The sequence below is a fragment of the Tunturiibacter psychrotolerans genome, from assembly GCF_051013365.1.
Classification (GTDB): domain Bacteria; phylum Acidobacteriota; class Terriglobia; order Terriglobales; family Acidobacteriaceae; genus Edaphobacter; species Edaphobacter psychrotolerans_A.
Map to the genome: position 1 here is coordinate 5589787 of NZ_CP132941.1, position 25319 is coordinate 5615105.

Annotated in this window: 23 protein-coding genes; 12 read left to right on the forward strand and 11 right to left on the reverse strand. The window is 56.5% G+C overall.

Annotation, left to right across the window (positions count from 1 at the left end):
• The first annotated feature begins 268 nt into the window (after nt 1-268).
• The 5 genes from RBB76_RS23780 to RBB76_RS23800 all read left to right on the forward strand — a co-directional run bounded on the left by RBB76_RS23780 (nt 269) and on the right by RBB76_RS23800 (nt 5275).
• A complete protein-coding gene (locus RBB76_RS23780) occupies nt 269-1201 on the forward strand; it encodes a retron St85 family effector protein (RefSeq protein WP_429630569.1) in 933 nt (310 codons plus the stop codon).
• Complete coding sequence (locus tag RBB76_RS23785; RefSeq protein ID WP_429630567.1) at nt 1198-2148, forward strand: retron St85 family RNA-directed DNA polymerase; 951 nt, start codon at nt 1198-1200, stop codon at nt 2146-2148. Before RBB76_RS23780 ends, RBB76_RS23785 begins: the two co-directional genes overlap by 4 nt.
• Entirely contained in the window at nt 2145-2780 is a 636-nt protein-coding gene (locus RBB76_RS23790; protein WP_429630565.1) for a DNA-3-methyladenine glycosylase, read from the forward strand. The genes RBB76_RS23785 and RBB76_RS23790 overlap by 4 nt, the downstream gene beginning before the upstream one ends.
• Nucleotides 2781-3374: 594 nt before the next feature.
• Entirely contained in the window at nt 3375-4340 is a 966-nt protein-coding gene (locus RBB76_RS23795; protein WP_429630563.1) for a DUF3300 domain-containing protein, read from the forward strand.
• Between the two features lie 149 nt (nt 4341-4489).
• On the forward strand, nt 4490-5275 hold the full coding sequence (locus tag RBB76_RS23800; RefSeq protein WP_429630561.1) for a dienelactone hydrolase family protein: 786 nt from the start codon (nt 4490-4492) through the stop codon (nt 5273-5275).
• 4 nt (nt 5276-5279) lie between these two features.
• Here RBB76_RS23800 and RBB76_RS23805 read toward each other — a convergent pair whose 3' ends face one another.
• Nucleotides 5280-6263 (reverse strand): GlxA family transcriptional regulator, encoded by a 984-nt coding sequence (locus RBB76_RS23805; RefSeq protein WP_429630559.1) that lies wholly within the window; start codon nt 6261-6263, stop codon nt 5280-5282.
• A 131-nt stretch (nt 6264-6394) separates the two neighbouring features.
• Between RBB76_RS23805 and RBB76_RS23810 the strand changes: the two genes are divergently transcribed.
• Nucleotides 6395-6694 carry a DUF4242 domain-containing protein gene (locus tag RBB76_RS23810; protein ID WP_429630557.1) on the forward strand — a complete coding sequence of 100 codons (300 nt, stop codon included), beginning with the start codon at nt 6395-6397 and terminating at the stop codon, nt 6692-6694.
• A gap of 146 nt (nt 6695-6840) precedes the next feature.
• Nucleotides 6841-7572: a PhoU domain-containing protein gene (locus RBB76_RS23815; RefSeq protein ID WP_429630555.1), complete on the forward strand. Its 732-nt coding sequence runs from the start codon at nt 6841-6843 to the stop codon at nt 7570-7572.
• A 311-nt stretch (nt 7573-7883) separates the two neighbouring features.
• Here RBB76_RS23815 and RBB76_RS23820 read toward each other — a convergent pair whose 3' ends face one another.
• The 5 genes from RBB76_RS23820 to RBB76_RS23840 form a co-directional block, all read right to left on the reverse strand.
• Complete coding sequence (locus RBB76_RS23820) at nt 7884-8294, reverse strand: hypothetical protein (RefSeq protein ID WP_429630553.1); 411 nt, start codon at nt 8292-8294, stop codon at nt 7884-7886.
• Between the two features lie 39 nt (nt 8295-8333).
• A complete protein-coding gene (locus RBB76_RS23825; RefSeq protein WP_429630551.1) occupies nt 8334-9206 on the reverse strand; it encodes a hypothetical protein in 873 nt (290 codons plus the stop codon).
• A 65-nt stretch (nt 9207-9271) separates the two neighbouring features.
• Complete coding sequence (gene pnp / locus RBB76_RS23830) at nt 9272-11692, reverse strand: polyribonucleotide nucleotidyltransferase (protein ID WP_429630549.1); 2421 nt, start codon at nt 11690-11692, stop codon at nt 9272-9274.
• A 299-nt stretch (nt 11693-11991) separates the two neighbouring features.
• Nucleotides 11992-12258, reverse strand: coding sequence for a 30S ribosomal protein S15 (gene rpsO / locus RBB76_RS23835; protein WP_158944128.1), 267 nt, complete (start codon nt 12256-12258; stop codon nt 11992-11994).
• Between the two features lie 119 nt (nt 12259-12377).
• Entirely contained in the window at nt 12378-13067 is a 690-nt protein-coding gene (locus tag RBB76_RS23840) for a dienelactone hydrolase family protein (protein WP_429630547.1), read from the reverse strand.
• A 452-nt stretch (nt 13068-13519) separates the two neighbouring features.
• Between RBB76_RS23840 and aroA the strand changes: the two genes are divergently transcribed.
• Nucleotides 13520-14839, forward strand: coding sequence for a 3-phosphoshikimate 1-carboxyvinyltransferase (gene aroA / locus RBB76_RS23845; protein ID WP_429630545.1), 1320 nt, complete (start codon nt 13520-13522; stop codon nt 14837-14839).
• Nucleotides 14840-14894: 55 nt separating this feature from the next.
• The gene (locus tag RBB76_RS23850) at nt 14895-16010 is read left to right on the forward strand and encodes a glycosyltransferase family 4 protein (protein WP_429630543.1); all 1116 of its coding nucleotides are present in this window, start codon (nt 14895-14897) and stop codon (nt 16008-16010) included.
• A gap of 9 nt (nt 16011-16019) precedes the next feature.
• Here the strand turns inward: RBB76_RS23850 and RBB76_RS23855 are convergent, their stop codons facing one another.
• From RBB76_RS23855 to RBB76_RS23865, 3 genes are read right to left on the reverse strand one after another with little or no spacing between them, the layout of a single operon-like run.
• On the reverse strand, nt 16020-16544 hold the full coding sequence (locus RBB76_RS23855; RefSeq protein ID WP_429630540.1) for a bifunctional nuclease family protein: 525 nt from the start codon (nt 16542-16544) through the stop codon (nt 16020-16022).
• On the reverse strand, nt 16544-17956 hold the full coding sequence (miaB, locus tag RBB76_RS23860) for a tRNA (N6-isopentenyl adenosine(37)-C2)-methylthiotransferase MiaB (protein ID WP_429630538.1): 1413 nt from the start codon (nt 17954-17956) through the stop codon (nt 16544-16546). The genes RBB76_RS23855 and miaB overlap by 1 nt, the downstream gene beginning before the upstream one ends.
• A gap of 8 nt (nt 17957-17964) precedes the next feature.
• Nucleotides 17965-18939 carry an AraC family transcriptional regulator gene (locus tag RBB76_RS23865; protein ID WP_429630536.1) on the reverse strand — a complete coding sequence of 325 codons (975 nt, stop codon included), beginning with the start codon at nt 18937-18939 and terminating at the stop codon, nt 17965-17967.
• A 125-nt stretch (nt 18940-19064) separates the two neighbouring features.
• Here RBB76_RS23865 and RBB76_RS23870 point away from each other — a divergent pair, with 125 nt between their 5' ends.
• Both RBB76_RS23870 and RBB76_RS23875 read left to right on the forward strand, forming a co-directional pair.
• On the forward strand, nt 19065-19952 hold the full coding sequence (locus RBB76_RS23870) for an SDR family oxidoreductase (RefSeq protein ID WP_429630535.1): 888 nt from the start codon (nt 19065-19067) through the stop codon (nt 19950-19952).
• 81 nt (nt 19953-20033) lie between these two features.
• Entirely contained in the window at nt 20034-21605 is a 1572-nt protein-coding gene (locus tag RBB76_RS23875) for a tannase/feruloyl esterase family alpha/beta hydrolase (protein WP_429630533.1), read from the forward strand.
• Nucleotides 21606-21625: 20 nt separating this feature from the next.
• Here the strand turns inward: RBB76_RS23875 and RBB76_RS23880 are convergent, their stop codons facing one another.
• Complete coding sequence (locus tag RBB76_RS23880) at nt 21626-22507, reverse strand: LytR/AlgR family response regulator transcription factor (protein WP_429630531.1); 882 nt, start codon at nt 22505-22507, stop codon at nt 21626-21628.
• Nucleotides 22504-23691, reverse strand: a complete 1188-nt coding sequence (locus RBB76_RS23885; RefSeq protein ID WP_429630529.1) for a sensor histidine kinase — start codon at nt 23689-23691, stop codon at nt 22504-22506. Before RBB76_RS23885 ends, RBB76_RS23880 begins: the two co-directional genes overlap by 4 nt.
• 466 nt (nt 23692-24157) lie before the next feature.
• Between RBB76_RS23885 and RBB76_RS23890 the strand changes: the two genes are divergently transcribed.
• Nucleotides 24158-25267, forward strand: coding sequence for an efflux RND transporter periplasmic adaptor subunit (locus tag RBB76_RS23890; protein WP_429630527.1), 1110 nt, complete (start codon nt 24158-24160; stop codon nt 25265-25267).
• Nucleotides 25268-25319 lie beyond the last annotated feature (52 nt).

Genomic DNA, 25319 nt, shown 5'->3' on the forward strand with positions numbered 1-25319 from the left:
CATTGACATAGATTTGATTGTCCTCGACAATGAAGTTGCTCTTTACGTGTACAGCCTCAAAGATTGATTTATCGATTTGGGGAAAGTCTGGCGTTTCGCCGGACTGGTAACGATTGGCAGCATTTACCAGCGCAGCAAGGCAAACTTCCTCACCGCTGGTGCCGCCACTGGATGTATAAGTAGGGACAAAACGCGCTGAGAAATTTTCCCTTGCCGCGCTTATCTCGAGGTAGAGAGCAACGTATCGATTGGAAAGCTGCGACGCTTAGTGAGTACGTTTACAGACTCGGTTGAACCAAACGCATTCACAATCCAAAATCAACCGGACTATATCTTCCTGTGCGGTGGTCCGCTAACGGACCTAAAACATTCTCTACGGGCACACTTTTTCGAAGAGAAGGCGAAAAAGGATCCTACCCTCCTTAAGCGGATCCAACTCGCGGAGAATGCTGACCTGTGGTATCAGTCTCGAAAATTATTTGACGACCTATTAGAGCTAGAACAGTACTTGGCAGGACTTTCGGCCTGCATTCTACTGTTCGTGGAGAGCCCCGGCGCCATAGCCGAATTTGGCGCATTCTCTCAGATGGCACTTCTCCAAGATAAGCTCGTCGTCGTAATTGAAGATTCCTACTCTGGGCAGCAATCATTCATTAATCATGGCCTGGTAGCGCACCTTAAGCAGATCAGACCAGATAGTGTGCTGTCATATCCGTGGCTTTCATTCGCTGGCAGCGATCGTGGCGAAATAGACCTCGTTACAGCAAAAGACACACTAGATGAGGTCGAAACAACACTCCGAAGCCTTCTGGCGAAAAAACCAAAAAAGACTCTTTTCCAAAGTGGCGACCATGGCCATCTCATGCTGTTGATCGCGGACCTCGTCATTTTAAACGTAGTAATTTTGCAACACGAGATCCAAACGCTTCTTACTGATCTTGGCTTACAAGTAATGCCGCAAGACTTGAAGAAATATTTATTTCTACTCGAGCAACTCCAACTCATTACCCCATTTCGATACGGAAACGTCGATTACTACATCAATTCGACGGGCTCTCCCGAATACGTCTCTTACGCCTCAAAGAACCCGACAGATAGATTGCGGCTCCGGGCACTTCTTCGCCAAGATCTGCCGCTAACGCCGGAAAAAAGCAAAGCGTTGAAGGCATTCACAAAGCGGCCTACCGGGGGTGTACGGTGAGTCGTCTTCTGGATAGATTATCGAATGATCTTGCTTTGCCACCTACAGACTTGCTGTACTTAATTAAGTCTGCCCCTTACCGCTATAAAGTCTACGAAATTGCAAAGAAAGCCCCTGGCAAAAAGCGAACTATTGCCCAGCCTGCTCGGGAAGTGAAGCCGCTCCAATACTGGGTAATGAAAAACGTCTTGGCAGCTTTCCCCATTCATCCCTCTGCAGTCGCTTACCGTAAGGGGAAGAGCATTCTTGACAATGCAGCGCCGCACGCGGCCCATGCTTTCCTCTGTAAGCTCGACTTCAAAAACTTCTTCCCATCAATCAAATCTTCCGATTTTGAAAAATTCATGCACTTTAATCCTCTTGCCAGCGTATGGACTAAAGAAGAAATCGGACATTTGTCGAGAATTCTATTCTGGCGTAAAAAGCGAGGAAATGTTCTCCAGCTTTCAATTGGAGCACCTAGCTCGCCGCTTTTATCGAATATCTTGCTCTACGCCTTCGACGTTGCAATGAATGCTTTTTGCTCAGGAGCAGACATTACATATACTCGGTACGCAGACGACCTGTCCTTTTCAACGAATACACAAGGTGCGTTGAGCCAAATGGAAGAGCGCGTCATGGAGATATGTAAGGAGATCCGATCACCTAAACTCATGTTGAACGAGGGGAAGACTGTTCATGCCTCCAAGAGAGGTCTTAGACGAGTGACTGGCCTCGTTCTCACGAATGACGGACTCGTATCACTTGGAAGGGAGCGAAAAAGGGCGATCCGAGCCAGATTCCACAGATATATGCTAGGGCAGCTTAGCGGAGCGGAGATAGCTGAGTTGGCAGGAATGCTCTCGTTTATCAGGTCGGTCGAGCCTTTATTCCTTCAGCGACTTGCAAAAACTTATGGGGCGAATGCTTTGGAACACCTAATCCAAACTCGTTCACGCCTAAGATGAGCCAACCCCCACATAACCGTCATACCGCTAAGCTCCTTCCAAGAACCTTCTATTCCCGCTCCCCCGAGATCGTAGCCCGAGCCCTCCTCGGCAAGCTCCTCATCCGCGACCTCCAAGGCGAGCGCCTCACCGCCCGCATCACCGAAGTCGAAGCCTACCTCGGCCTCATCGACCCGGCATCCCACGCCGCCCGCGGTCTCACTCCCAGCAACGCAATTCTCTTCGGCCCATCAGGACACGTATACGTCTACTTCATCTACGGCATGTACTACTGCCTCAACGTCGCCGCGCATCTTCCCGGCGAAGCCGGAGGAGTCCTCATCCGAGCCCTCGATCCAATCGACGGCCTCGAAACCATGGCCGATCTCCGCGGCCTTCCCCACAACACAAAACCCAAACTCCTCACCGGAGGCCCCGGCCGTCTTTGTCAGGCGCTCGACATCACCCGCCAAAACTCCAACGGCCTCGACGTAACCTCACCCACCTCCGCCATCCACATCGCCGACGACGGCCACCATCCCACCGAAATCCTAACCACCCCACGCATCGGCATCAGCAAAGCCGCCGACCGCCCCCTCCGCTTCCTCGTCGGCGAAATCGACAAAGCCAAACGCTCCGCATCCCGCTCCTGAGATATGGTTTCGCACTGCTCGCGAATCCCAAAAGCGAGAAATTACGCGGAACAAGCGCCACGCCAAGGCAACGGGCCTACGTTGTGACGACAAAGCCGCGTCGCAGACGCTTCCGCTCTGCCGAAGGCCGGAGTGGAGGCGTAGCCGGAACGACTGAATTGCTTTCTTCAACCCACCACAAACACCAAAGCTTCACGGACTCTAACTTCAGCATCAGATGTTCGGCCCCCTTACTCCCTCCTCACCAATTACTTGCAACGATTTCCACAACCAAAAGCTTGACTCATCCAGATACACTTAACCCATAAGAATAAGGATCGACCCCGGCCACCCGCCGGGCTTTCGCATTTAAACCGACAAAAAGGCTCAAGTCCAGACCAGGTACATATCACAACATACCGAAGTCCAGACTTAAGCCTTTTCACCACAAGACTTTGCGCAAGAAAGTACCCCAGGAGGGGTATCCACTAACAAGACCTGAATGTTCTTCGCGGAGGCCAGCCGAAACCAAGGCGTCATAAGCAACTTCCTCTCCAAAATGGAGTCTAGGAAGAGTGCGCAAAGCGCCAAAGGAACGCAGGTATAAACGAAGATATGAAGACCATTCACAAAACGCTGCCAGCTTTGATTCTCCTGACCTTCAGCGTCGTCTCCCTTGCCCAGGCCCCCATTGAACGTCAGGCGCCACCACCGCCTCCACCCGACCAGCAACAGGCCCAGCCCTACCAGCAGAATCCACCAGCCTACCCGCAACAAGACCAGCCCCAATACCAACAACAACCCGGCCCGCCCGATCAGCAACAACAGCAGGCACCGCCACCACCAGTGCCCCCCCAGCAGCTCGACCAGCTAGTCCAGCGCATCGCCCTCTATCCCGACCCGCTTCTCGCGCAGGTTCTCACCGCCTCCACCTTCTGGAACGAGATCCCCGACGCCGCCACCTGGGCCCAGCAACACAGCTTCATGACCGGCGACCCCCTCGCCCAGGCCATCCAGTCCGACAATCTCCCCTGGGACCCCAGCGTCCTCGCCCTCCTGCCCTTCCCCAATGTCCTCGACATGATGGCCCGCGACCCCCAATGGACCGGCACCCTCGGCAACGCCGTCCTCAGCCAACGCCCCGACGTCATGGACGCAGTCCAACGCCAGCGCCGTCTCGCCCACGACTACGGCTACCTCGTTCCCAACGCCTACGACACCGTCGCCGACAACGGCGGCTACATCGAAATCCAGCCTATCAACCCCGCCTACTTCTACGTACCCGTCTACAGTCCCGCGGTCGTCTTCTATCGTCCACGCCCCGGTTTCATCATCACCACAGGAATACGCTTCGGCCCCGCCGTCACCATCGGCCCTGCCTTCGGCGTCTACGGTTGGTACGGTGCAGGCTTCGGCTGGGGAGGTCATGCCATCATCATCGACCACCACCCCTGGACCCGTACCTACTACAACCGCAACGTTTACGTTCACCCCTACGCACATCCCTACGTACACCCAGCATCTGCACGCGTAGAGAGCCACGCCCACTACGAAGAACACGGCGGAGATCACCACCACTAGACTCCGCAGCCTCAAACAAACGTGTCCGGCAGGCTCCTCTGCCGGACATACTGTTTAATCCCGATCAACAATTCCTTGCTACCCTTATCTCCGCAGACCCACGGACGATCATTGAACCCCAAACCTAACCACCGAACATCCGAGGAAACATGATCATCGTCAACGACGAATACGTCACGCTCGACACCCCCAACGGCCCAATGCGGACCCACATCGTCCGCCCCGCCGCTCCCGGCCGCTATCCCGGCATCGTCTTCTACTCCGAAATCTTCCAGATCACCGCGCCCATCCGCCGCACCGCCGCCATGCTCGCCGGTCACGGCTACATCGTCGCCATGCCCGAGATCTACCACGAGTTCGAACCCGCCGGCACCGTCTTCGCCTACGATCAGGCCGGCTCCGACCGCGGAAACGTCCTCAAGACCACCAAAGAACTCTCCAGCTACGACGCCGACGCCCGCGCCGCACTCGACCACCTCAAATCCCGCCCCGACTGCACCGGACACCTCGGAGCCATGGGCATCTGCATCGGCGGTCACCTCGCCTTCCGCGCCGCCATGAACCCCGACGTCCTCGCCACCGCCTGCTTCTACGCCACCGACATTCACAAAGGCTCTCTCAGCAAAGGCGGAGACGACTCCCTCAAACGCGCCGCAGACATCAAGGGCGAACTCCTCATGATCTGGGGACGCCAGGACCCGCACATCCCCCTCGAAGGCCGCATGGCCGTCCTCGCCCGCCTCAACGAACTCGAAAAGAAGTTCAGCTGGCACGAGGTCAACGGAGCCCACGCCTTCATGCGCGACGAAGGAGTCCGCTACGACCCCGAACTCGCCCACACCCTCTACGGCCTCGTCTTCAACTTCTTCCACCGCAAACTAGGCGAAGGCGACCAGACCACACAGACCACCGCCTCCACCGAAACCCGCCACTAACCGGCTACAGCCCGAACCTCTGCCGATACGCACTAGGGGAAACCCCCGTGTGTCGCTGGAATACTTCGCGGAAGAAAGCCAAATCCTGATACCCCACAGCATCACCGATCTCTTGCATCGAGCGATGGCCGCCCTCAAGCAGGCGCTTGGCGGCGGCAATTCGCAGCTTCTGCAGGTAGATCAAAGGTGTATCTCCCGTCGCTTGCTTAAATCGCCGAACGAAGTTGCGCAAGCTCATCCCTACTTTCTTCGCCGGTTCCTCAAGCGGAAAGTCCTTATTGAAGTTTTGATGGAACCAGTCCTGTGCACTTGAGATCGTTCCATCGGAGTGTTCGGTCTTCAAGTGAACGATCGCATAGCCTGACTGCCACGCCCTTGGTGTCTCGATCAACATCGCCTTCGCACTCTGGACCGCGACCTCATGTCCGCAGAATCGCTCCACCAGATAAAGGCTAAGATCGAGCGCAGCATTCAGACCTCCGCCGCAGTAAAAGTTGTGATCCTCCGTGACCATCAACTCGGGCATCCATCGTACCTTGGGATACTTCACGCGAAACCGTTCCGCAAGGCTCCAGTGCGTCGTGGCCCGCTTCTCATCGAGCAGCCCCGTCGCAGCCACCAAACCCACACCCGAACACACACTCGCAATCGCAGCTCCACGTTTGTGCCAGCGCTCCAGCCACGGCACCACCTCTGCGTTGCGCTCAACTACGTCCTCTACACTCAACCCCGTCGACGGAATGAAGATGAGATCGGTCTTGCGGATCCGTTTGAGAGATGTTGCAGGAGTGATATGAATCGGCCCATCGCAACGCACCGCGCGTCCATCCACCGACGCTGTCGTCACTCGAAAGCGAGAGACAGGTTTTTGCCCCGCGAATGCATTCCACAACGTGCCCGCGTGACGAAAGACCTCCATCGGACCCGTAGCTGTGGAGGAGAAAGTTTCGTCGAGAAACAAAACCGTGACATCTTTGAGACCAGTCATTTGCAACCTCCTCTCCGATGGCCGAATCACCTACGCAGAATGGCATATATGCCGCCTTGTAGCAAGGCACATTCCCCAGTACTTTGAGAACATCCAAGGCAACTCAATGCCGAGGACCAACGGAGGGAAGCATGAAACGTTACGTCATCGAACGCGATATTCCAAAGGTTGGAACACTCGAGCGGCAACAACTAAAGGAAGCCGCTGCCAAATCAAACGACGCACTGCGCAAGCTCGCTCCGGATATTCAATGGGTAGAATCCTTCGTCGCTGCGGACAAGACCTTCTGCATCTATCTCGCCAAAGATGAAGCCGTCATTCATCGCCACGCAGAACTAAGTGGCTTCCCTGCTTCCAAAATCACAGAGATCGGCAAAACAATCGATCCCACAACGGCATCGCAAGTGTCCGCAATGGCTTTGAAAGACTAAATGCAGAGCATCGTCACCTCGAAACATCTCTTTACGTAACTCGTATTTGGGTTTTCGCACTACTGCCGCATCAGCTCAATTGCTTTGAATTCTGCAGCATTGCCCAGGACCAAGGAGTCAAATGACTAAGTCGAAGGATTGAAGAAATGAAACTCTATCAACCCATCAACGTCTTGCGGGTCCAGCTTGTTGAGATGTCACGCTTGTCACAACGCGCTCTCGATTATTCCATCAAAGGGTACCAGCTAGGATCTCCGGAGTTCAGCCGCTCCGTACGCAGCGCTGAGCGCGAATTGGAACAGCATCACCAGCGAATCAAGGATATCTGCCGCAAACTCGCAACCCACGAGGTAACCGATTCTGCAGACTGCCGTTTCGTTCTGATTGCGATGCGTCTCAGCAGCGCTCTCCGCACCACCTCCCGCGCAGCAATCCAGATCGCACAAGACACACCGTCATTCTTCGAAATCAGCCGCATGCCCAAACACGCTGCACTGTGCAATCTCGGAGATCTCGTGAACTCCCTGGTGAGGCTGTGCATCGTTGCTCTGTTCAAACAAGAAGCTCGATACGCCGAGACAGTTCTTCAGAGTCAGGCAGTATGGCGGCGGTGCGAGTTCGTCTTCGAGAGCAGGAACGAGTCTGCCCATCAGGTCACCGACGAAGAAGATACCTTCGAGCCAGCCATCGCACGCAGTCTTGGCACAGTCGCGAGACAAGCTCACGACATGGCCGATGCAATCCTGTTCTGGCTCAACGAGAGCGACCGCGAACTCTTCCCTGCCAACGGGCATGACACCCTGAATTTCCTCTTCGTGGGCAACTGTATCCCTGCGGAGACTCTGCCCGGATTTCGACCGCACTCGTTGGCCCACTGAAGGGAGGGTTCGGTCCGGCTGAATCCTGTCAAGCCCCTACATCACGAAAACCCGCTCCAATCCAGAACATTCATGTGGCGTATGAGTTAGACCCAAGTCCTTATAATTGATCCAGGACATAGCAAAGACCCCGGCATTCCACCGGGGTCTTCTACGTTAAGCCCATAACCGATTTAGAAAGAATACTTTACGTATAAGTTGTTTGGATTGAATACTTTGCAGCCCAACTTCTCCGTATATATTTGAAACAAAGTAACTTAACCGCATTGAGCCGGGGTGGGGGTATATTTGATAAAGAAGATGTGCCGAAACTACCGCCAGCTAACCGCCAGATGCCAGCGCATCTTCCGGTCCATCGTCTTCTCGAGCACGCACGCATACTCCAGCAACTCCGAGAGCACCTGCTCCCCCTCGGTCCCCAGTTGCTGCGGATCAGCCTCCAACGTCCTCAGAAGAGCGCGCACCGTCTTCAGACCGTCTGCTGGCGAATACCACTGGGGCGGAGGCAGACGGCGCATCAGCTCCTGGTTCCCCGCACCCTCTTCAATGAGGAGCGACATCGAGTTCTCATCAGCCGAAAAGAACTCAATCAGGGGACGCACCCCAAGCCTCAGAGCCAGACGCTCCAGCGCATCCTCATGCCGTGCCAGAAAACGTCCATTCACAAAAATGTCGAATCCAGGGTCCTCGCCCTCGACCACAATGTACATGGAAGCAGCCATTGACCGAAGTGTACCCTGCAAAATCATCGCAGAAAAGTATCACCGAAGAGACAGCAACGTCTCTTCTTCACCAGCCTTCAAAAACAAAAGCATTCCTGCACCAGCCGCAAGCAGCACCATTCCGCTAACGACCCGAACCGTAAGCCCAGGCCGAATCAGCCCATAACCCTCGAATAGAGTCAGTAACGGAATCAACAGGTATCGCGAGGCAAAACGGACAGGCACCATCGCCCGCAACAGCCACATCAGCAAAACCACCTCAAGCAGATCTACCAACGACGAAAGCGACACCACCGAAGCCAACTCGCTCCATGGCCAAACCAACTCGCCCCGTACCGCGATCGAGACCAGCAGAAACAACGCATTGCTCAAACACACAACCGCCAATGCCTCCGAAAGAGTCCATCCACGCAGCAGCCGGTGCAGCCACACACTCGACAACCCGACCAGAACCACTGCAAGACACACCGCAGCCTGCATCAACCGCCCGCGAGCCGACCCCGAGAACTGAAGCGGCAACAACAGCAGCAGCCCACCAAGTCCCACCAAAGCCGGAACCAGGAACCGCCGAACCCCACGCTCTTCATCTCCAGCCGCAACCACGATCACCACAACCACAGGAACCATAGCGAACAGAGCCGACCTGCTGATCTCAGGCACACCAAACCGCGCCCACTCCCCAACTACCATCGGCACCCCAAAGAACCCCGTGCCGGCCGCCGCCACCCGCAGCCCCACGCTCCCGAATCGCACCCGCCCGCGAGCCTCGAAAAACGCAAACACCCCAATCAACCCATAACGAATCCCCTGCAACTCCAACGCAGGCAATCCCTCCGAACGAGGAACAATCCAGGACGTAGCGGACAGGACACAAACCGCCGCAAACGCAATCCACACCGCGCGTCTCATCATTACGACTCACCCCAGAGACAGAAAGACCGCGCATAGTGCGCGGTCTCACTGGACATCAAGCTACCTTACCGATTGCCGCCGCCCGAAGGCGCACCGGAACCCGAACCCGGCCGACGACCACCGCGACGACGCCTTCCTCCACCCGGCCGCCTCTGCCCACCAGGCCCATTCGGCCCTGGAACCCCGCCCGCTTGAACAGGAACAGCACCCTCGGCGCGGTTGAAGTTAGGTTCTTCTGTAGACTCGTCACCATCATCGTCGAAGTCCTCAGCGTCATCATCGCCTCCGGCAAGCTCATCGCCGGCCACCTCCTGATGACCATGGCCACCCGCGCCGCCAGCCGCGACGCTCGCGCCATCCGTACCAATCTGACCCGGCTCCGGTAGACCAAGCTTAGCGCGCTGCTCACGCAAAACAGCTTTTCTCGAAAGCTTGATGCGGTTCCCTTCAATAGCCAGAACCTTCACCAGGATTTGATCACCTTCGCGAAGCTCGTCTTTCACTTCCTTCACGCGATGTTCCGCAATCTCTGAAACATGCAGAAGCCCATCAGTTCCAGGGAAGATCTCGACAAACGCACCGAACTCAGCAAGCCGAACTACTTTACCAAGATAAGTCTTCCCAATCTCAGGAACAGCAGTCAAATCGCTGATCATCTGAATCGCACGAGCAAGGCCATCAGCATCGCTCGAGGCAACATTGACACGCCCTGAATCGTCGACGTCAATCTTCACACCAGTAGCATCAATGATGCCGCGAATGACTTTGCCTCCCGGTCCGATGAGATCACGGATCTTATCAGTAGGAATCTGCAGCGCATGAATCCGCGGAGCGAACTGCGACTTCTCCTGGTTTGCACCCGAGATCACAGCATCCATCGTATCGAGCAGGAACAGCCGACCCTTCCGAGCCTGCTCCAAAGCCTCCCGCATGATCTGCGGCGTAATGCCCATGATCTTGATATCCATCTGCAGCGCGGTGATTCCGTTACGCGTACCTGCGACCTTGAAGTCCATATCGCCATAATGATCTTCCGCACCGGCAATATCGGTCAGGATGGCGTAGTTATCGCCTTCTTTCACCAGACCCATCGCGACACCCGCAACCGATCCTTTGATCGCAATTCCAGCCTGCATGAGCGCGAGCGACGCACCACACACAGTAGCCATGGAGGACGATCCATTCGACTCAAGAATGTCCGAGACCACTCGCAAAGTGTAAGGCGACTCATCTTCCGCGGGCAGCACAGCTTCTATCGCTCGCGAAGCCAACGCACCGTGACCGATCTCTCGCCGACCTACGCCAGACATACGTCCGACCTCACCAACCGAGAACGGCGGGAAGTTGTAATGCAGCATGAAGCGACGCTTCTGCTCTCCCTCATAACTCTCAAGTCGCTGAGCATCATCCGTTGTACCAAGGGTCGCGCTCACAAGCGCCTGAGTCTCCCCACGTGTAAAGAGCGCGGACCCATGAACACGGGGCAGCACACCAACCTCTATGCCCAAGTCACGAATCTTATCAAAAGCCCGGTGATCCGGACGGATACGGTCGTTCAAAACCTGGTCGCGGAAGATCTTCTCCCGCAAGAGCTCATAGTATTTGCTAAGCTTCTTCGCAGCAGCCCCATCGTCCTCAGGCAAACCCTTCTTCAATTCATCCTTGATCGACTTGACCAGTGCATAGCTTTCGAACTTCGGATGCTTCTCGGTATCAAGAGCGTCTTTCAACTGCGAACCGATCTTTGCATTCAATTCATTCAGATACTCATGATCGATCTCCACAGCGCTGACAATACGCTTCGCTTTACCCGCGCGCGCGACGAGATCTTCAATCGCCGAACAAATCTTCTTGATCTGCTCATGAGCAAACTCAATCGCATCGACTACACGGTTCTCAGCAATTTCTTTGGCACCGGACTCGATCATCACGATTCCGTCCTTCGTACCGACGACCATGATGTTCAATTTGCTATGCGCGCGCTCGGCATATGTCGGATTCACAACAAACTGATCGTCAACCAATCCAATTCGAACAGCACCAACTGGTCCGTGAAAAGGAATGTCACTCAAAGCCAAAGCACAACTGGCGCCATTGATGCCAAGCACATCCGGATCGTTTTCTTTGTCGGCAGAGTAGACAAACGCAACGACCTGGGTCTCGTTCCGAAACGCTTCAGGAAACAAGGGGCGAATAGGACGATCGATCTGACGACTCGTCAGAATCTCCTTCTCGCTCGGACGTCCCTCACGCTTGATGAATCCACCGGGGATACGACCGCCAGCATAGGTAAATTCACGATATTCGACGGTAAGTGGGAAGAAATCGATCCCTTCTTTCGGATCGGGCGATGCAGTTGCCGTAGCCAGAACTACGTTGTCGCCGCTTGAAGTAAGTGCCGCGCCGGGGGCTTGCTTCGCCATGCGTCCGGTTTCGAATTTAATTTGCTTGCCGCCGGCAAGCTCAACTATCACATCCTGTTTCATGTTGCCTCTCTTCTCTCGTTTTCTGTCGATTAAGCTTGAATCGCGTCATCCGTTGATCGGGCGCGAAAAAGCGCAGCTCGACACTGGCGGTTATTGAGCCGCCAGCGAGCTGCGCTGGAGTAGGTCCTTTATGAACCGACCTTCGCCGGGGTTGAAAACCATGGAGACAACGCCTCGGGCTCCCACTGTCAGCAACCCCGGCGACAAGGTCTTACCCGACCTTGCACGAAGTTAGCAGCCGACTGAGAACAGGCCGTATATGCTCCCATAGTTTGTACGGTTTCTCCGGGACGGTACGGTTACTTGCGGATTCCGAGTTTGCCGATGACCTCGCGATAACGGTCTGCGTCACACTTCTTCAGGTAATCAAGCAAGCGGCGGCGCTTGCTCACAAGCATCAGAAGCCCGCGGCGCGATCCGTGGTCCTTCTTGTGTGCCTTGAAGTGTTCCGTCAACTCGCCGATACGCTCGCTCAAAATGGCGATCTGAACCTCAGGACTCCCGGTGTCTGAGTCATGCGTGCGGAACTTCTCAATAATGTCTGTCTTTTTAGCGGATGCCAACACAGCTATTTCTACTCCTAGTCTTCTTTCTAGTTCACTCTTAGTGTCCCAATAAGGATAGCACCGCTGGCCAAACCCGGCAATCGTGGGCAGCCAGCAGTGCTAAGGATTTAGGACGATTTTTAGGTCAGATGCTTCTTCAAAAACTCGAGCGACCGCTCCCGCGCCAGCTTCGCCGAGGCAGCATGGTAACTGTTCGGGTCGACGTCGCGGTTGAAGGCATGCCCCGCACCTTCATAGATGGAGATTTCCACTTCCGGATGAGCCGACCGAACCGCCTCAATCTGATCCTGTCCGATATGGCTGTCATTCGCCCCGAAGTGCAACATAACCGGGCAGGTCGGGTTCTCTTTCGCAACAGACCCAATCCCGCCAGCATAGTAGCCGACACAGCAGGCAGGGTGCATCTTGTAGCTCTCACCGCGGGTCGCAACCAGCCAGCTCGTCAGACCGCCGTAGCAGTAGCCGATCACACCGATTCCCTTCCCAGCCTTATTCGCCCACTCGTACGCCGCCGCCACGTCCAACAGCGTCGTCTCGGGTTTTAGCATGCCATAGAACTCATATGCCCGCTTCATATCATCGGGCTGGTACGTCAGCTGTATGCCGGGCTCAAACCGGTCAAATATCGCAGGCGCCACAACAAGAAATCCGTCCTTCGCATACCCATCCGCCACTCTGCGGATATGCGCGTTGACACCGAATATCTCCTGTACAAGAATCAGAACTCCAACTGTTACTCCCGTGGGCCGTGCAACATACGCACTTAGCTCATGACCGTCGTTTGCCTTTAGTTTGATCCACTCGCTCATACGTCAATCATAGCGATACACGGAATAACTTTGCCGACGTAAGGTGTCAAATAAAAGTAAAATCGTCCGGTTTTTTAATGAGGACGAATTTCAGACGCCCGGAAGGCACCTTCTTCCTATTTTTCTCCGGATTCGGAGTAGCTTCTGATCTCCCTTGTCCACCGCAAAAACCGAGCCAGCTGTCTCTTTTCCTTCCAAAACAGGTTCCAGAAGTCGCGCGCTCGCACAGACTCCGCGCGTTGACCAGAGTAGGTCTCCAGCCTCCATCGCAAATAGGGGCTTCGCCAAGGCCGCAATCTATTCCCACGCGTAGCGTTCCAAAGAAACCTGATCTCTTCCCCCATGGGAGCCTTCATGATTCAAGTATAGGCACTCGAGCCACCCGCATGTTCTCTCCACAATTGCCCAGCCTCATCTCCCACAAATCCTAAAAGCATTTAAGCTGGTAGCAAATGTCCTCCAAATCAAGCACGCAGATAATCCGCCCCGCCCTTACTCTGCAAGGCTCGCTGACCCTCCCCGGCGACAAATCCATCTCGCACCGCTATGCCATGCTGGCAGGCCTCGCAGAGGGCACCACCCGCCTATCCAACTTTTCAACTGGTGCCGATCCCCACTCCTCGCTCGCCTGCATGGAGGCCCTCGGCGCAACGGTCGTCCAAAAAGAAGACAAGACCATCGAGATAACCGGCACCGCCGGCAAATTTCAGCAACCCTCCGCGCGTCTCGACTGTGGCAACTCCGGCTCTACCATGCGCATGCTCGCCGGCCTCATCGCCCCCCATCCTCACACCTTCACCCTCATCGGCGACCACTCCCTCACCCACCGCCCCATGGAGCGCATCCGCAAACCGCTGAGCCTGATGGGCGCAAAAATCGACCTCGTCGAAGGCCACGCGCCCATCACCATTCACGGCACCACGCTTCAAGCCATCGATTTCGACACCCCCATCCCCAGCGCTCAGGTCAAAACCGCCGTCCTCTTCGCCGGCCTCCAGGCCAACGGCACAACGAGCCTCACCGAATCCATCCGCACGCGCGACCACTCAGAGCAAGCACTCAAAGCTTTCGGCGCCACACTCAACCGCACAACCGCCGCGTCAGGTGATGTTGCAAAGCTCAGCATCCCCGGCAACCAAACCCTCAAAGCAATCGACGCTACGATCCCCGGCGATATCTCCTCCGCAGCCTTCTTCCTCTGCGCCGCGCTCCTCTTCCCCGACTCCAATCTCATCCTCGACGGAGTCGGAATGAACCCGACCCGGGCCTCCCTGCTCGACGTCATCACGTCCCTCGGTGGCAAGATCAAGGTCCTTAACGTCGAGGAACATCACGGCGAACTCGTAGGCACCCTTCAGGTCAACGTCTCCCCCAACGGTCTCCGCGGTATGCACATCGAAGGAGCCCTCGCCGCGCAGATCATCGACGAGTTGCCCGTCCTCGCCGCCATCGCCCCTTACACCAGCGACGGCATCACCATTCGCGATGCTCGCGAACTCCGCGTCAAAGAGTCCGACCGCATCGCCCTGGTCGCCAAAAACCTCCGCGCCATGGGCGCCGAACTCACCGAACACGAAGACGGTCTCGTGATACCCGGCAACCAGAAACTTCACGGAGCAGAGATCGACTCAGGTACCGATCATCGCATCGCCATGGCCTTCTCCATCGCAGCCCTTCGCGCTACCGGCGACACGGTGATCCAGGGCGCCGAATCCGCTTCCATCAGCTTTCCCGAGTTCTTCACCCACCTCAACGACCTTTGCCAACGCTAATTTGGCCCCTCGCCGCCGCACTTGCTAAGCTGATTTCGAACCTTCCAACTGGTCCATGCAGACACCCCCAGGCGCCTCACGCCCAATCATCATCACGGAGATCGAGCAGTTCGGCGGTGCCGAACGCAGCGTCGCCGCACTCTCCCGTTGGCTCTATCAACGCGACCTGCCGAATCACGTCGTCACCTACTTCGACCGCTGCAATCTAGCTCAATACACCACCCACCCTTTGCAGGTTGTCGAACTAAAGCCCGGAGCTGGTGCACGAAAAAAGATCGCGTCGCTCCGCGCGTACTTCAACCAACAGCCCGCCAACTCACCCAAACCGCTTGCCTCCGGCTACCAACCCGCACTGCACGCAACCCTTGCCGGACAGCGTGGCTTTCACACCCTCATGCATGACACGCCCTCGCTCTTCGGCGACCAGGACTCCCGCGGCCTCTCTACTAAGCTGCGTATCGCTGTCTCGAATCACATCATTGGCTATGGTCTGCGCTCAGGTGGAAACACCATCGTTACCAGCGAATTTCTCCGCAGCGAATGCCGCAAAGACTTCAACATCAACGCCAAGATCGCCCGTATGGGCGGCCTCGAGACCACTGTATCCATCCCACCTGCCCAGCCGGTAAGCGACAAGCTCCGAATGTTCTCCGTCTGCCGCATTGAGCCAAACAAACGAATCGACTGGATAATCCGTGCCCTCGCCGAACTCGAGCGCGCCGACAAACCTCTTTCCGCCACCGTCGACTGGAGACTCGACCTTGCCGGCAAGGGCTCTCTCATCCCGTCACTACGCGGCATGGCTCAGGACCTCGGCATTGGCGACCGCATCCACTTTCACGGCTTCGTCCGCGACGAAGATCTCGAGCAGCTCTTCGCGCAAGCCCATTTGTTCCTCATGCCCGCCGTTCAGGGCTACGGAATACCCGCCATCGAATCGCTTCAGCGCGGAATACCTGTCCTGCTCCATCGCGAATCAGGCGTCAGCGACATCTTGCTCGACACCCCCTGGGCCACCGTTCTCACTGGAGGAGAAGAAAACATGGCTCCTGCTCTCCGATCAGCAATTGAAAGCATCCTCCAGGGCAGACATTACACCGTCCTACAGCCCCACCTTCCCACAGAAGATGAGTGGGCCGAACGTGTTGCTACGCTCTGCAATTGGTTGTAACTCCCACAGTTACATCTTGTAGCGGCCCATATCGTCGTCGTTCAGATTCTCAAGCCAGCGCCGCATCTCCTCAGCGTTCACATTCGGTGAACTACTGGTAGCCTGCTTCGAGCTCTCGAGCACCTCGCGATTGACGTAGATCGGGCAATCCCACCGCAGCGCCAGCGCAATCGCATCCGACGGCCGCGCATCCATCGTCACGGTCTCACCGGCGTGATCCATCCAGATAACCGCGTAGAACGTATCGTCGCGCAACTCAGACACCACAACCTTGCGCACCACCGCATTCAGCCCACGAGCCATGTTCTGCAACAGATCATGCGTCATCGGCCGCGGCGTAGCTGTCTTCTCCAACTCCAGCGCAATTGCATTCGCCTCAAATATTCCAACCCAGATCGGAAGCACCAGATCGCTCGCTACGTCTTTCAGTACGATGATCGGCATATTCGTCACAGGGTCCATCATGAGCCCGCGAATCTGCATCTCCACTTCATCAGGAGCCTGCACGACGGGTTGAACCGTAGAAGGATTCATTAGTTCAGCACCACAAAATCCGAAACACGTTGCAAAGAAATCAGCGGCAGCACCTCGGCATCCGCTATCGCTTCACCCACCAGGCAATTGGGCAAAGTCTGTGTAATCCGAACCGGCAGATAACTTCCAATCGGAGGTTGAGCTTGCACAATCTGAGCCGTCGAGAAGTTCACCGTCTTGTTCTGCGAACTACGGCCAACAACCTGACTACGTGAAGGATTGTAGCTCTCCACCATTACCTCTTGAACCTCACCCAGATGCCGTCCGTAGTGCTTCCGCTGAATCTCCCGCTGGCGGTCCATCAGAATTTTCAGCCGCTCCGACTTCACTTCATCCGGAATGCTGTCGGCCATCGTCACCGCCGGCGTATTTGGCCGCGGCGAAAACTTGAACGCAAACACAGCGTCATACTGCACTTCGCCAACCAGCGTAATCGTCTCCTCGAAATCGGCATCCGTCTCGCCCGGAAAGCCTACGATCATGTCACTCGTAATGCTGATGTCGCGCTTAGCAGCCTTGATCCAGCTCATCCGTTCCAGATACCACTCCCGCGTATACTCCCGCGACATCGCCTTCAGCACCGCAGTCGAACCCGACTGCACCGGAAGATGAATATGGTCACAAAGCGTTAGCGTATCGTCGATCGCTTGCACAATATCCCGCGTAAAGTCGCGCGGATGCGACGTCGTAAACCGCACACGCCGAATCCCCGGCAGCTCTCCCACGGCAACCAGTAACTCCGCAAACGACATCCGCCCCGAAGGGTCACGATAGGAGTTCACGTTCTGTCCCAGGAACTGAATCTCGGTGAACCCCAGGTCCACCATCTTCTTAGCCTCCACTAGCACGGAAGCAGCAGTCCGGCTACGCTCCTTGCCACGCGTATAAGGCACCACGCAGTAAGCGCAGAACTTGTCGCAACCCTCGATGATCGTGATATACCCGCGATGCGGATTCGACCGCGCCGTAAACTCCGTCTCAAATGTCAGCTCTGTCTGGCGGTCATCGAGCCCGGTAATCCGCTCTTCCCCAGCCTCGAGCCTCCGCAACATCTCCGGCAGATTCCGATACGACGCCGACCCCGCCACCATCGACACATAGGGAGCCTTCTCAAAGATCTTCTCGCCCTCCTGCTGCGCAACACACCCCAGCACGGCGAACTTCTTCCCCTCGCCCTGCAACTTCTTGTACTCATTCAGCCGATGAAACACCTTCTGCTCCGCCTTGTCGCGAATCGAGCAGGTGTTATACAAAATAAGCCCAGCAGCATCTTCATCCTGAACACGGGCATAGCCCTGCTGCTCCAGCGTACCGATGACCTTCTCCGAGTCATGAGCATTCATCTGGCAGCCAAACGTCTCTATATAAAAAGTCTTACTCACACAACCAGTATATCGCCCATGGTCCTGCATCGCGTTTATCAAACTGCGATCGGTGCAAGCTGATTCGACTGGGCACGTTCGGCCTCGCTATAAGAAGGTGAAACCAAATTCTGCCCACGTCGATGTTGCCGCGGTGAACAACCCATGGCTCTCCTGAAGGCTTTGCTGAAAGCGCTCTCCGATTCGTAACCGAGCGAAAGGGCGATGATGGAGATGGGATCATCAGAATTCGTCAGTTTGTCCCCAGCCAGCAACATCCGCCAACGTGTCAGGTATTCCATCGGAGATATCCCCACAGTAGCTTTGAACTTGAGCGCAAAGATCGATCGCGACATCCCGGCACGCTCCGCCAGCTTCTGCAATGTCCAGCGATGCGCCGGATCATCGTGCATAGAGGTGATCGCCGCGTTCATCTGTTTATCTGCGAGCGCGAAGAGCCACCCGACCCCTCCTCGCTGCCCTTCCGCAATATGGAGTCGCAAGGCCTGCACCAGCATCATGGTTGCGAGCTGTTGTGCAATCAGAAAGCCGCCCGGCTGCGGCTCGCGCAACTCCTGCATCATCCGCTCTAAAGACCAGCGCATCGCCGCTTTGTCCGATTCCTTCCGGATATGCACGATGGGCGGAAGTACTCCTAACAGAATGTCCGCATGACTGCCGCTAAGGACGAAGTGTCCGCCCACAAGAAAGCAACTCCCGCCCCCACCGTGCGAGGTGATGCTGCCGTTGGGCCGCGTAGAAAGAAATGTGAGGAAGTCTACAGGTGTCAGCGTTAGATCGGTAGCAAGGCTGAAAGGTAACCCACGTGGCAAAAGGAAGCAGTCTCCGGTCGTTAGACGCACCGCGTCGGGGAGCCCTTCCACGGACAGCCAGCATTGGCCCGAGACCACGGCATAGCATTTGATCCCTGCATGCTTTGGAAATTTAATCGCCAGATCTCCGCCAACGTCAAAACCACCTGACCGATAACTGCGTGGTTTCAACAGCGACAGCACATCTGAAAGTGGATCCATAGCCCCTCCGGACGATCAAGCCAGTATTACGGACTGACAGCATAGATCGTACCGCTATCATCCTCATCTTTGCTTAGTACAGGACGCGTATGCGCCTAAGTTAACGAAACAAGGGAGATTGCGAAATGCGGATTTTTGTCACGGGCGCCACAGGTTTTATCGGTTCAGCCGTCGTTCCGGAACTCATCAACGCCGGCCATCAAGTAATTGGACTGACACGGTCGGATGCGGGAGCCCAGTCCCTCATCGCCGCCGGTGCCGAGGTTCATCGAGGGAATCTCGAAGACCCGGAGAGCCTGCGCGAAGGGGCTGCCAAGTCGGATGGAGTGATTCACCTGGCCTTCGACCACGACTTCTCGAATTTTGTGGCGATTTGTGAGAAGGATAGGCGCGCCATCGAGGCTCTCGGCGACGCGCTCGTCGGATCTGACCGCCCCTTGGTTATCACCTCTGGAACAGGAATGGGAAACGCTGTGCCGGGTCAACCCGCGACCGAAGATCACTTCGATCCCAACCACCCCAATCCCCGTAAATCTTCGGAATTAGCGGGAGCTTCCGTTGCAGCGCGTGGTGTCAACGTGTCGGTTGTGCGCCTTCCTCAAGTTCACGACACGATCAAGCAGGGCCTTATCACCTATGCAGTAGCGGTGGCTCGCGAAAAAGGCGTCTCCGCGTACGTAGGCGACGGGCGCAACCGCTGGCCCGCAGCTCACGTCCTCGACACGGCCCGTCTCTACAGGCTCGCCTTGGAGAAGCGGCAAGCAGGAGCCAGATACCACGCGGTCGCAGAAGAAGGAGTACCAGTCCGGGACATCGCCGAAGTTGTTGGCCGAGGCCTGAAGGTGCCGGTGGTTGGTCTGTCTCCAGACGAGGCAGCAGCTCATTTCGGATGGCTGGCGCCGTTCGCCGCTTGGGATATGCCAGCCTCAAGCGCGCAAACGAAGAAACAGCTGGGCTGGGACCCAACCGGCCCCGGGTTGATCGCCGATCTGGAACGAATGCGCTACGCCTAAGCATGGTTGGGATGAAACAGACGGTGTACCAGCGGCTCGTTTGCGTCGCTGGTACACGCCAGTGATAGACTCGCTGAAATTATGCGACGTATCCTGTTCTGTTCCTTGACCCTCCTCGTATCTTCTGCCATCGGACGCGCTGCGACCTGCGCGAGTCTTGCGTCGTTGAACATGCCGGATACGACGATCACCCGGGCAGAAGCTATGGCTCCGGGCTCGCTTAAACCGCCCTATGGCCCAACCCTCTCGGACCTCCCAGCCTTCTGCCGAGTAACAGGCGTTTTACACCCAACCTCCGACTCTCACATCCTGTTCGAGGTATGGCTGCCCGAAAAGCAGGCAGCAAAGGGGCAGCAGAGCTGGAACCAAAGGCTACTCGATGTGGGCAATGGGGGCTTCGCCGGCACAATCTACTACGAAGGAATGGCGGGCAATCTTCGAAAGGGTTACGCAACGGCCGGTACAGATACTGGCCACCAGGCCGACGCGGAGGATGCAAGCTGGGCCTACCGGCATCCTGAAAAGATCAAGGATTTCGGATTTCGCGGACTGCACCTCACAACCGAACGAGCGAAGACCATCGTCGCAGCATTCTACGAGACGGCGCCCAAGAAGGTTTACTTCGACGCTTGCTCGGATGGTGGCCGTGAGGCCTTGATGGAAGCGCAGCGCTATCCCGAGGACTACGACGGCATTCTGGCAGGTGCTCCTGCGAACGATTGGACCCATCTAGTAACCTCGGGTCTCGACGTTGGGCATTCCCTTGTGGCAGATCCGGCCGCTTATATTTCGTCTCTCAAGCTGCCCGCGATTACCGCTGCTGTCCTCGCGGCATGCGACGCTCAGGATGGGCTGAAGGACGGGATCTTGAACGATCCGCGTGCATGCCACTTTGACCCGGGTACTCTGCTGTGCAAGTCGGGCGATGATCTGAGTTGCCTCACCGCGCCGCAGGTCAGCGCACTGCGAAAGCTCTACGCGGGAGGCAACGACAGCGAAGGTAGGCTGATCTTTCCCGGACTGATGCCCGGCGACGAGTCCAGCTGGAAGGCCTGGGCAATTGGGAATGCCCCGAGCGAAAGCAACTACGTGCAGAATTTTTTCCGCTACATGGTCTATGACGACCCAACCTGGAGCGGACTAACAGCCAACGTCGATGCATCGCTACGCGCGGCAAACGAGAAGATGGCCGAACCGCTCAATGCAACGGACCCCGACCTCAGCCGATTCACGGCGCGTGGGGGCAAGCTGATCCTGTATCACGGTTGGAATGATCCCGCGATCTCACCTCTGAATACAATTGCCTACTATGACAGTGTCGTTGCCAAGCTAGGCCCGGCTCAGGCGGAGAGTTCGGTGAGGCTGTACATGGTGCCAGGAATGGCCCATTGTGCGGGCGGTCCTGGGCCGAGTGCATTCGGTCAGTTGGGAATTCCGACTGCTAAAGGTGCCGGAGCGCTGAACCTGCTCGAGGACTGGGTTGAAACTGGGAAAGCACCTACGGAGTTGGTCGCCACGAAATACACAACGGACAAAAAGGTGCAGATGACACGGCCGTTGTGTCCCTATCCACAGGTCGCCAAATACGCAGGCCACGGAAACCCAGACGATAGCTCAAGCTTCTCCTGCGTGATCCCCGGCGGAAGCAAATAACAAATAATCTGTGGTGCGGTCTAACGAGTGCGACTGGCGGCGACAAGGTTTTGCCATCCGGTTTTGCTCATTCGGAGGCGTAACCCGCTGGTCAGAATGACAGCGCCTTCACTACGGCCCTCGCGAGCGATCTCGCGGACGTAGTCCATATTGACGATCGTAGAACGATGGATGCGAACAAACTGCCCGGGACGGAGAATGATGGCGAGTTGCTTGACGCTCTCACGCAGCATGAAGCTCTTCGCCCCAACATGCAGGCACGCGTAATAATCAGCGGCCTCAATCCACTCGATCTCATGGATGTTGACGACCGCGTCCTTCTGGCCATTGGGGATCAGCAGACGTTTAGGATACTCAGGCGTTCTGGACTTTGCTAAAGCTACCGACTGAGATCCGGTCTGGACGTCTCTTGCAGGCGCACTGGAAGCTGAGGCCGGGTGAAGATAGAGATCCGATAAAACTTTTAGCAGGCGCTCCTGGTTGTGGAGCGCATGATTCGATGCGATGCGTTCTCTAACGCACGCGAGGGTAGCGGTGAGACGCTCTGGCTCGACGGGTTTGGTGAGGTAGTCAAGCGCATGAACCTCAAATGCACGGATTGCATACTGGTCGTGTGCGGTTACAAATACCACAATTGGTATCTGCTTCGCGTTGTTTTGCTCGCTCTGCAAGGCCCGTCGTATCTGCACGATCGCCTCGAAGCCTCCTCGTCCGGGCATCTGGATATCAAGAAATAGAACGTCGACATGCATAGAGTCGGGCCGGACACGAAGGAAGGAGACGACTTCGTCACCATTCCTGCATTCACCCACGATTTCGACGTCAGGGTCGCTACCGAGCTGGAAGCGCAGGCGCTCGCGGGCAAGCGGCTCGTCGCCTGCGATCAGAGCGCGAATTTTCATCGTGCTACTGGCTCATAAGGGATTGAGATGGCGACTTCGAATCCGCCCTCGCTGTGCGGCTCAGCGCGCATTTGGAAGTCTTCCTGATAGAAGTGAACGAGGCGCTCGCGAGTGTTCTGTAAACCGATACCGTGGCCATCGTGAGGGCGAACCAGTATTGATGCAGAATCGGTATCGGTCGGCATTCCGGTATCCGACCCACCTGCGCCCGAGCCCGTGTCGCGTACCCGTAGGTGAAGTGTCGAACCTTCGCGGCGGGCCGACGCCACGACGACTCCCTCGTTGATGGACGGCGCAATTCCGTGGCGGATAGCGTTTTCGACGATGGGCTGGAGGAGAAAGCAAGGAACAAGTCCATCGAGCGCGCCGGGATCGACCTTGATCTCCACCCGCAAGCGGTCTGCGAAGCGAACCTGCTCAATAGCCAGGTAGTTGTCGATCATCTCAAGTTCCTGCGCGAGTGGCACCTTCTCCGGAGTCGAGCGCTTAAGCGTGCTCTTGAGGATCGCATTGAGGTGAGAGAGTACCTCGACAGCCTGCTGTTGGCGGCCGAACTCCACGAGGGTTGTAATCGCGTTGAGCGTATTGAAAAGGAAGTGCGGTTCGAGCTGTGCCTGGAGTGCACGAAGGTGTGCGGTAGAGAGTTGCCTCTCAAGTTCAAGTGAGCGCATACTCTCGCGCTGCGCACGCAACTGGTATTGAAGAACTCCGGTGATGCCTATGATGAACCCGTATATAAGGAACTCGATACCGAAACGGTTGATGTTGAAGAGGTATCCCCACATGAACTTTGAGCCCTCGGGACCCCAGCCCAGGGGAAATCCTATCGCCCACAAAAAGTAAAGATGCGAAAGGGCGAGCGCAGAGCCTATGGCCAGATGAGTGAGCACTCCTCTAACTGAGAGGTTCGAGACGAGCGGAAGATGTGGCGCGAGTCTCCCCAAAACGCAGGCGAAGATCGCCCACCAACCCCAGAGCAACGCACCATAAACGAGCGAAGCGGGATGCATAAGGGAGCCGCCACACTCCAGCGCCGTCAGCAGCGCGAGCGCGGTCGCGAGAGGAATAATGACAAAGTACCCGTTGAAAGCTCGAGGAGCTTGCGGTGTGGATGACCGCCGCGTCTCGCGGTTGGACAGCGCGATTGGAGGCAAATCAGCGGGAGTAGTTGTCAAAGCGTCCATGTGCCTCCTCTTGTTCTCGTGTGATCTTGGCGAGTGCTGCTGAAGTTGAATCTACGCCGCCTATGGATCATCGCGCCAGTTTACTCAAAGATCAGGATCGGCTGTTCTCATCGCTGTGAACAACTGATTTGCAGCGAACGACGCCAATTTGCAGCCAATGCGCAGCTTATGGCGTTCTGGGGTTTGACATACCCGCCCAAGGCGCTAAATTTCGTCCCTGTCCGCAACTGGTTTTTTTGAAGATCTACCGTATTCACCTGCTAGGAGCGTCGTGCGCTCCCTGCAAATTCTGCATCATTGGCTGCATATCGATTTCGATGTAGCGCAGCTTGCGGGATGCTGAAGCTGAGGTGCTACCACAATGCGTAGAGAGTATTTCTGGACGACTTTGTGCACGCTGCTCATCTTGCCGGTCACGTCGTGCTCTCGTGTGGTAGCGCACGCGAACACGACGCCTTCTGAAGGCGTGCCAATACGTACGACGCGGGCTGTGCTTGAAGATGTACCGCTTGAAATCGCAGCCGTAGGGAACGTGGAGGCGATCGAGAGCGTGGAGGTGAAGCCGCGTATTGGAGGCCAGATTAAGACGGTCGCCTTCACCGAAGGCCAACAGGTCACGAAGGGACAGCTTCTGTTCACCGTCGATCGCGACACGTTATATCGTCAGCAGGCGCAGCAGCAGGCAGAGCTGGATCGTGACTCGGCGATGGAGCAGCAGGCGGAAGCGGTGGCGGCGCGGGACGCGGCTTCAGAGAAGCAGCGCAGGTCCGAAGCAGAAACTGCGAAGAAGCTGGGCGAGCTGGGCGTCCTCTCAGGCCAGAGTGTCAGCGAGGCTGTTTCGACAAGTGATTCGGCGAGCGCGGGTCTGCACGCGGACAAGGCGGCCGTGGCGGCCGAAGCGGGCGCCGTCAACGCTGATCGAGCGCGACTGGCCCAGACCCAGTTACAGATGAACTTTGCCAATGTGGTAGCGCCGATCTCCGGCCGTGCTGGGGCCGCGATGGTAAAGGCTGGCAACGTAATACGGGAGAACGACACAACACTGGTGACGCTCCTGCAGCTTGCCCCGATTCACGTGACTTTTGGGATTCCAGAGCAGGCACTGGTAGATATCCAACGCTTAAGCGCGCAGGGACCGCTCGAGGTGGAAGCGGGTACGGGGACGGGGACAATGGCGAAGGGTCATCTCGACTTTATCGACAACACAGTGGATGGGGCGACCGGGACAATTCGGCTCAAGGCGAGCTTCGCGAACGCCGACGGTGAGTTGTGGCCGGGGGAGTTCGTCAATGTGCGGCTGCGGCTTCGAGTGGAGAACGGAAAACTTGTCGTGCCGGAGTCGGCGGTGCAGCAAGGTGTCGATGGACGATATGCGTGGCGAGTGGAGGCGAACGTCGCGACGATGGTGCCCGTAACAGTAGAACGAAGCTACAAGCAGCAGGCTGCAAACGGCAGTGTAACTTCACTTGCCGTGCTGGGGCGCGGTAGTCTGCGACCAGATGACGCGGTAGTAACGGAGGGCCAACTTCGTCTCACCCCGGGCGCACGAGTAACCACGATCGGAGACAGGCAATGATCTCTCTCCTTGACGAATCGACCCGCCGACCACGTATTTTCTCTTAGCCGTT

Excerpts from the sequence above, each read along its gene's own strand:
- RBB76_RS23790 (WP_429630565.1), top strand. The coding sequence starts at position 2,145 with ATGAGCCAACCCCCACATAACCGTCATACCGCTAAGCTCCTTCCAAGA.
- RBB76_RS23795 (WP_429630563.1), top strand. The coding sequence starts at position 3,375 with ATGAAGACCATTCACAAAACGCTGCCAGCTTTGATTCTCCTGACCTTC.
- RBB76_RS23800 (WP_429630561.1), top strand. The coding sequence starts at position 4,490 with ATGATCATCGTCAACGACGAATACGTCACGCTCGACACCCCCAACGGC.
- RBB76_RS23805 (WP_429630559.1), bottom strand. The coding sequence starts at position 6,263 with ATGACTGGTCTCAAAGATGTCACGGTTTTGTTTCTCGACGAAACTTTC.
- RBB76_RS23810 (WP_429630557.1), top strand. The coding sequence starts at position 6,395 with ATGAAACGTTACGTCATCGAACGCGATATTCCAAAGGTTGGAACACTC.
- RBB76_RS23815 (WP_429630555.1), top strand. The coding sequence starts at position 6,841 with ATGAAACTCTATCAACCCATCAACGTCTTGCGGGTCCAGCTTGTTGAG.
- RBB76_RS23820 (WP_429630553.1), bottom strand. The coding sequence starts at position 8,294 with ATGGCTGCTTCCATGTACATTGTGGTCGAGGGCGAGGACCCTGGATTC.
- RBB76_RS23825 (WP_429630551.1), bottom strand. The coding sequence starts at position 9,206 with ATGATGAGACGCGCGGTGTGGATTGCGTTTGCGGCGGTTTGTGTCCTG.
- pnp (WP_429630549.1), bottom strand. The coding sequence starts at position 11,692 with ATGAAACAGGATGTGATAGTTGAGCTTGCCGGCGGCAAGCAAATTAAA.
- RBB76_RS23840 (WP_429630547.1), bottom strand. The coding sequence starts at position 13,067 with ATGAGCGAGTGGATCAAACTAAAGGCAAACGACGGTCATGAGCTAAGT.
- aroA (WP_429630545.1), top strand. The coding sequence starts at position 13,520 with ATGTCCTCCAAATCAAGCACGCAGATAATCCGCCCCGCCCTTACTCTG.
- RBB76_RS23850 (WP_429630543.1), top strand. The coding sequence starts at position 14,895 with ATGCAGACACCCCCAGGCGCCTCACGCCCAATCATCATCACGGAGATC.
- RBB76_RS23855 (WP_429630540.1), bottom strand. The coding sequence starts at position 16,544 with ATGAATCCTTCTACGGTTCAACCCGTCGTGCAGGCTCCTGATGAAGTG.
- miaB (WP_429630538.1), bottom strand. The coding sequence starts at position 17,956 with ATGCAGGACCATGGGCGATATACTGGTTGTGTGAGTAAGACTTTTTAT.
- RBB76_RS23865 (WP_429630536.1), bottom strand. The coding sequence starts at position 18,939 with ATGGATCCACTTTCAGATGTGCTGTCGCTGTTGAAACCACGCAGTTAT.
- RBB76_RS23870 (WP_429630535.1), top strand. The coding sequence starts at position 19,065 with ATGCGGATTTTTGTCACGGGCGCCACAGGTTTTATCGGTTCAGCCGTC.
- RBB76_RS23875 (WP_429630533.1), top strand. The coding sequence starts at position 20,034 with ATGCGACGTATCCTGTTCTGTTCCTTGACCCTCCTCGTATCTTCTGCC.
- RBB76_RS23880 (WP_429630531.1), bottom strand. The coding sequence starts at position 22,507 with ATGAAAATTCGCGCTCTGATCGCAGGCGACGAGCCGCTTGCCCGCGAG.
- RBB76_RS23885 (WP_429630529.1), bottom strand. The coding sequence starts at position 23,691 with ATGGACGCTTTGACAACTACTCCCGCTGATTTGCCTCCAATCGCGCTG.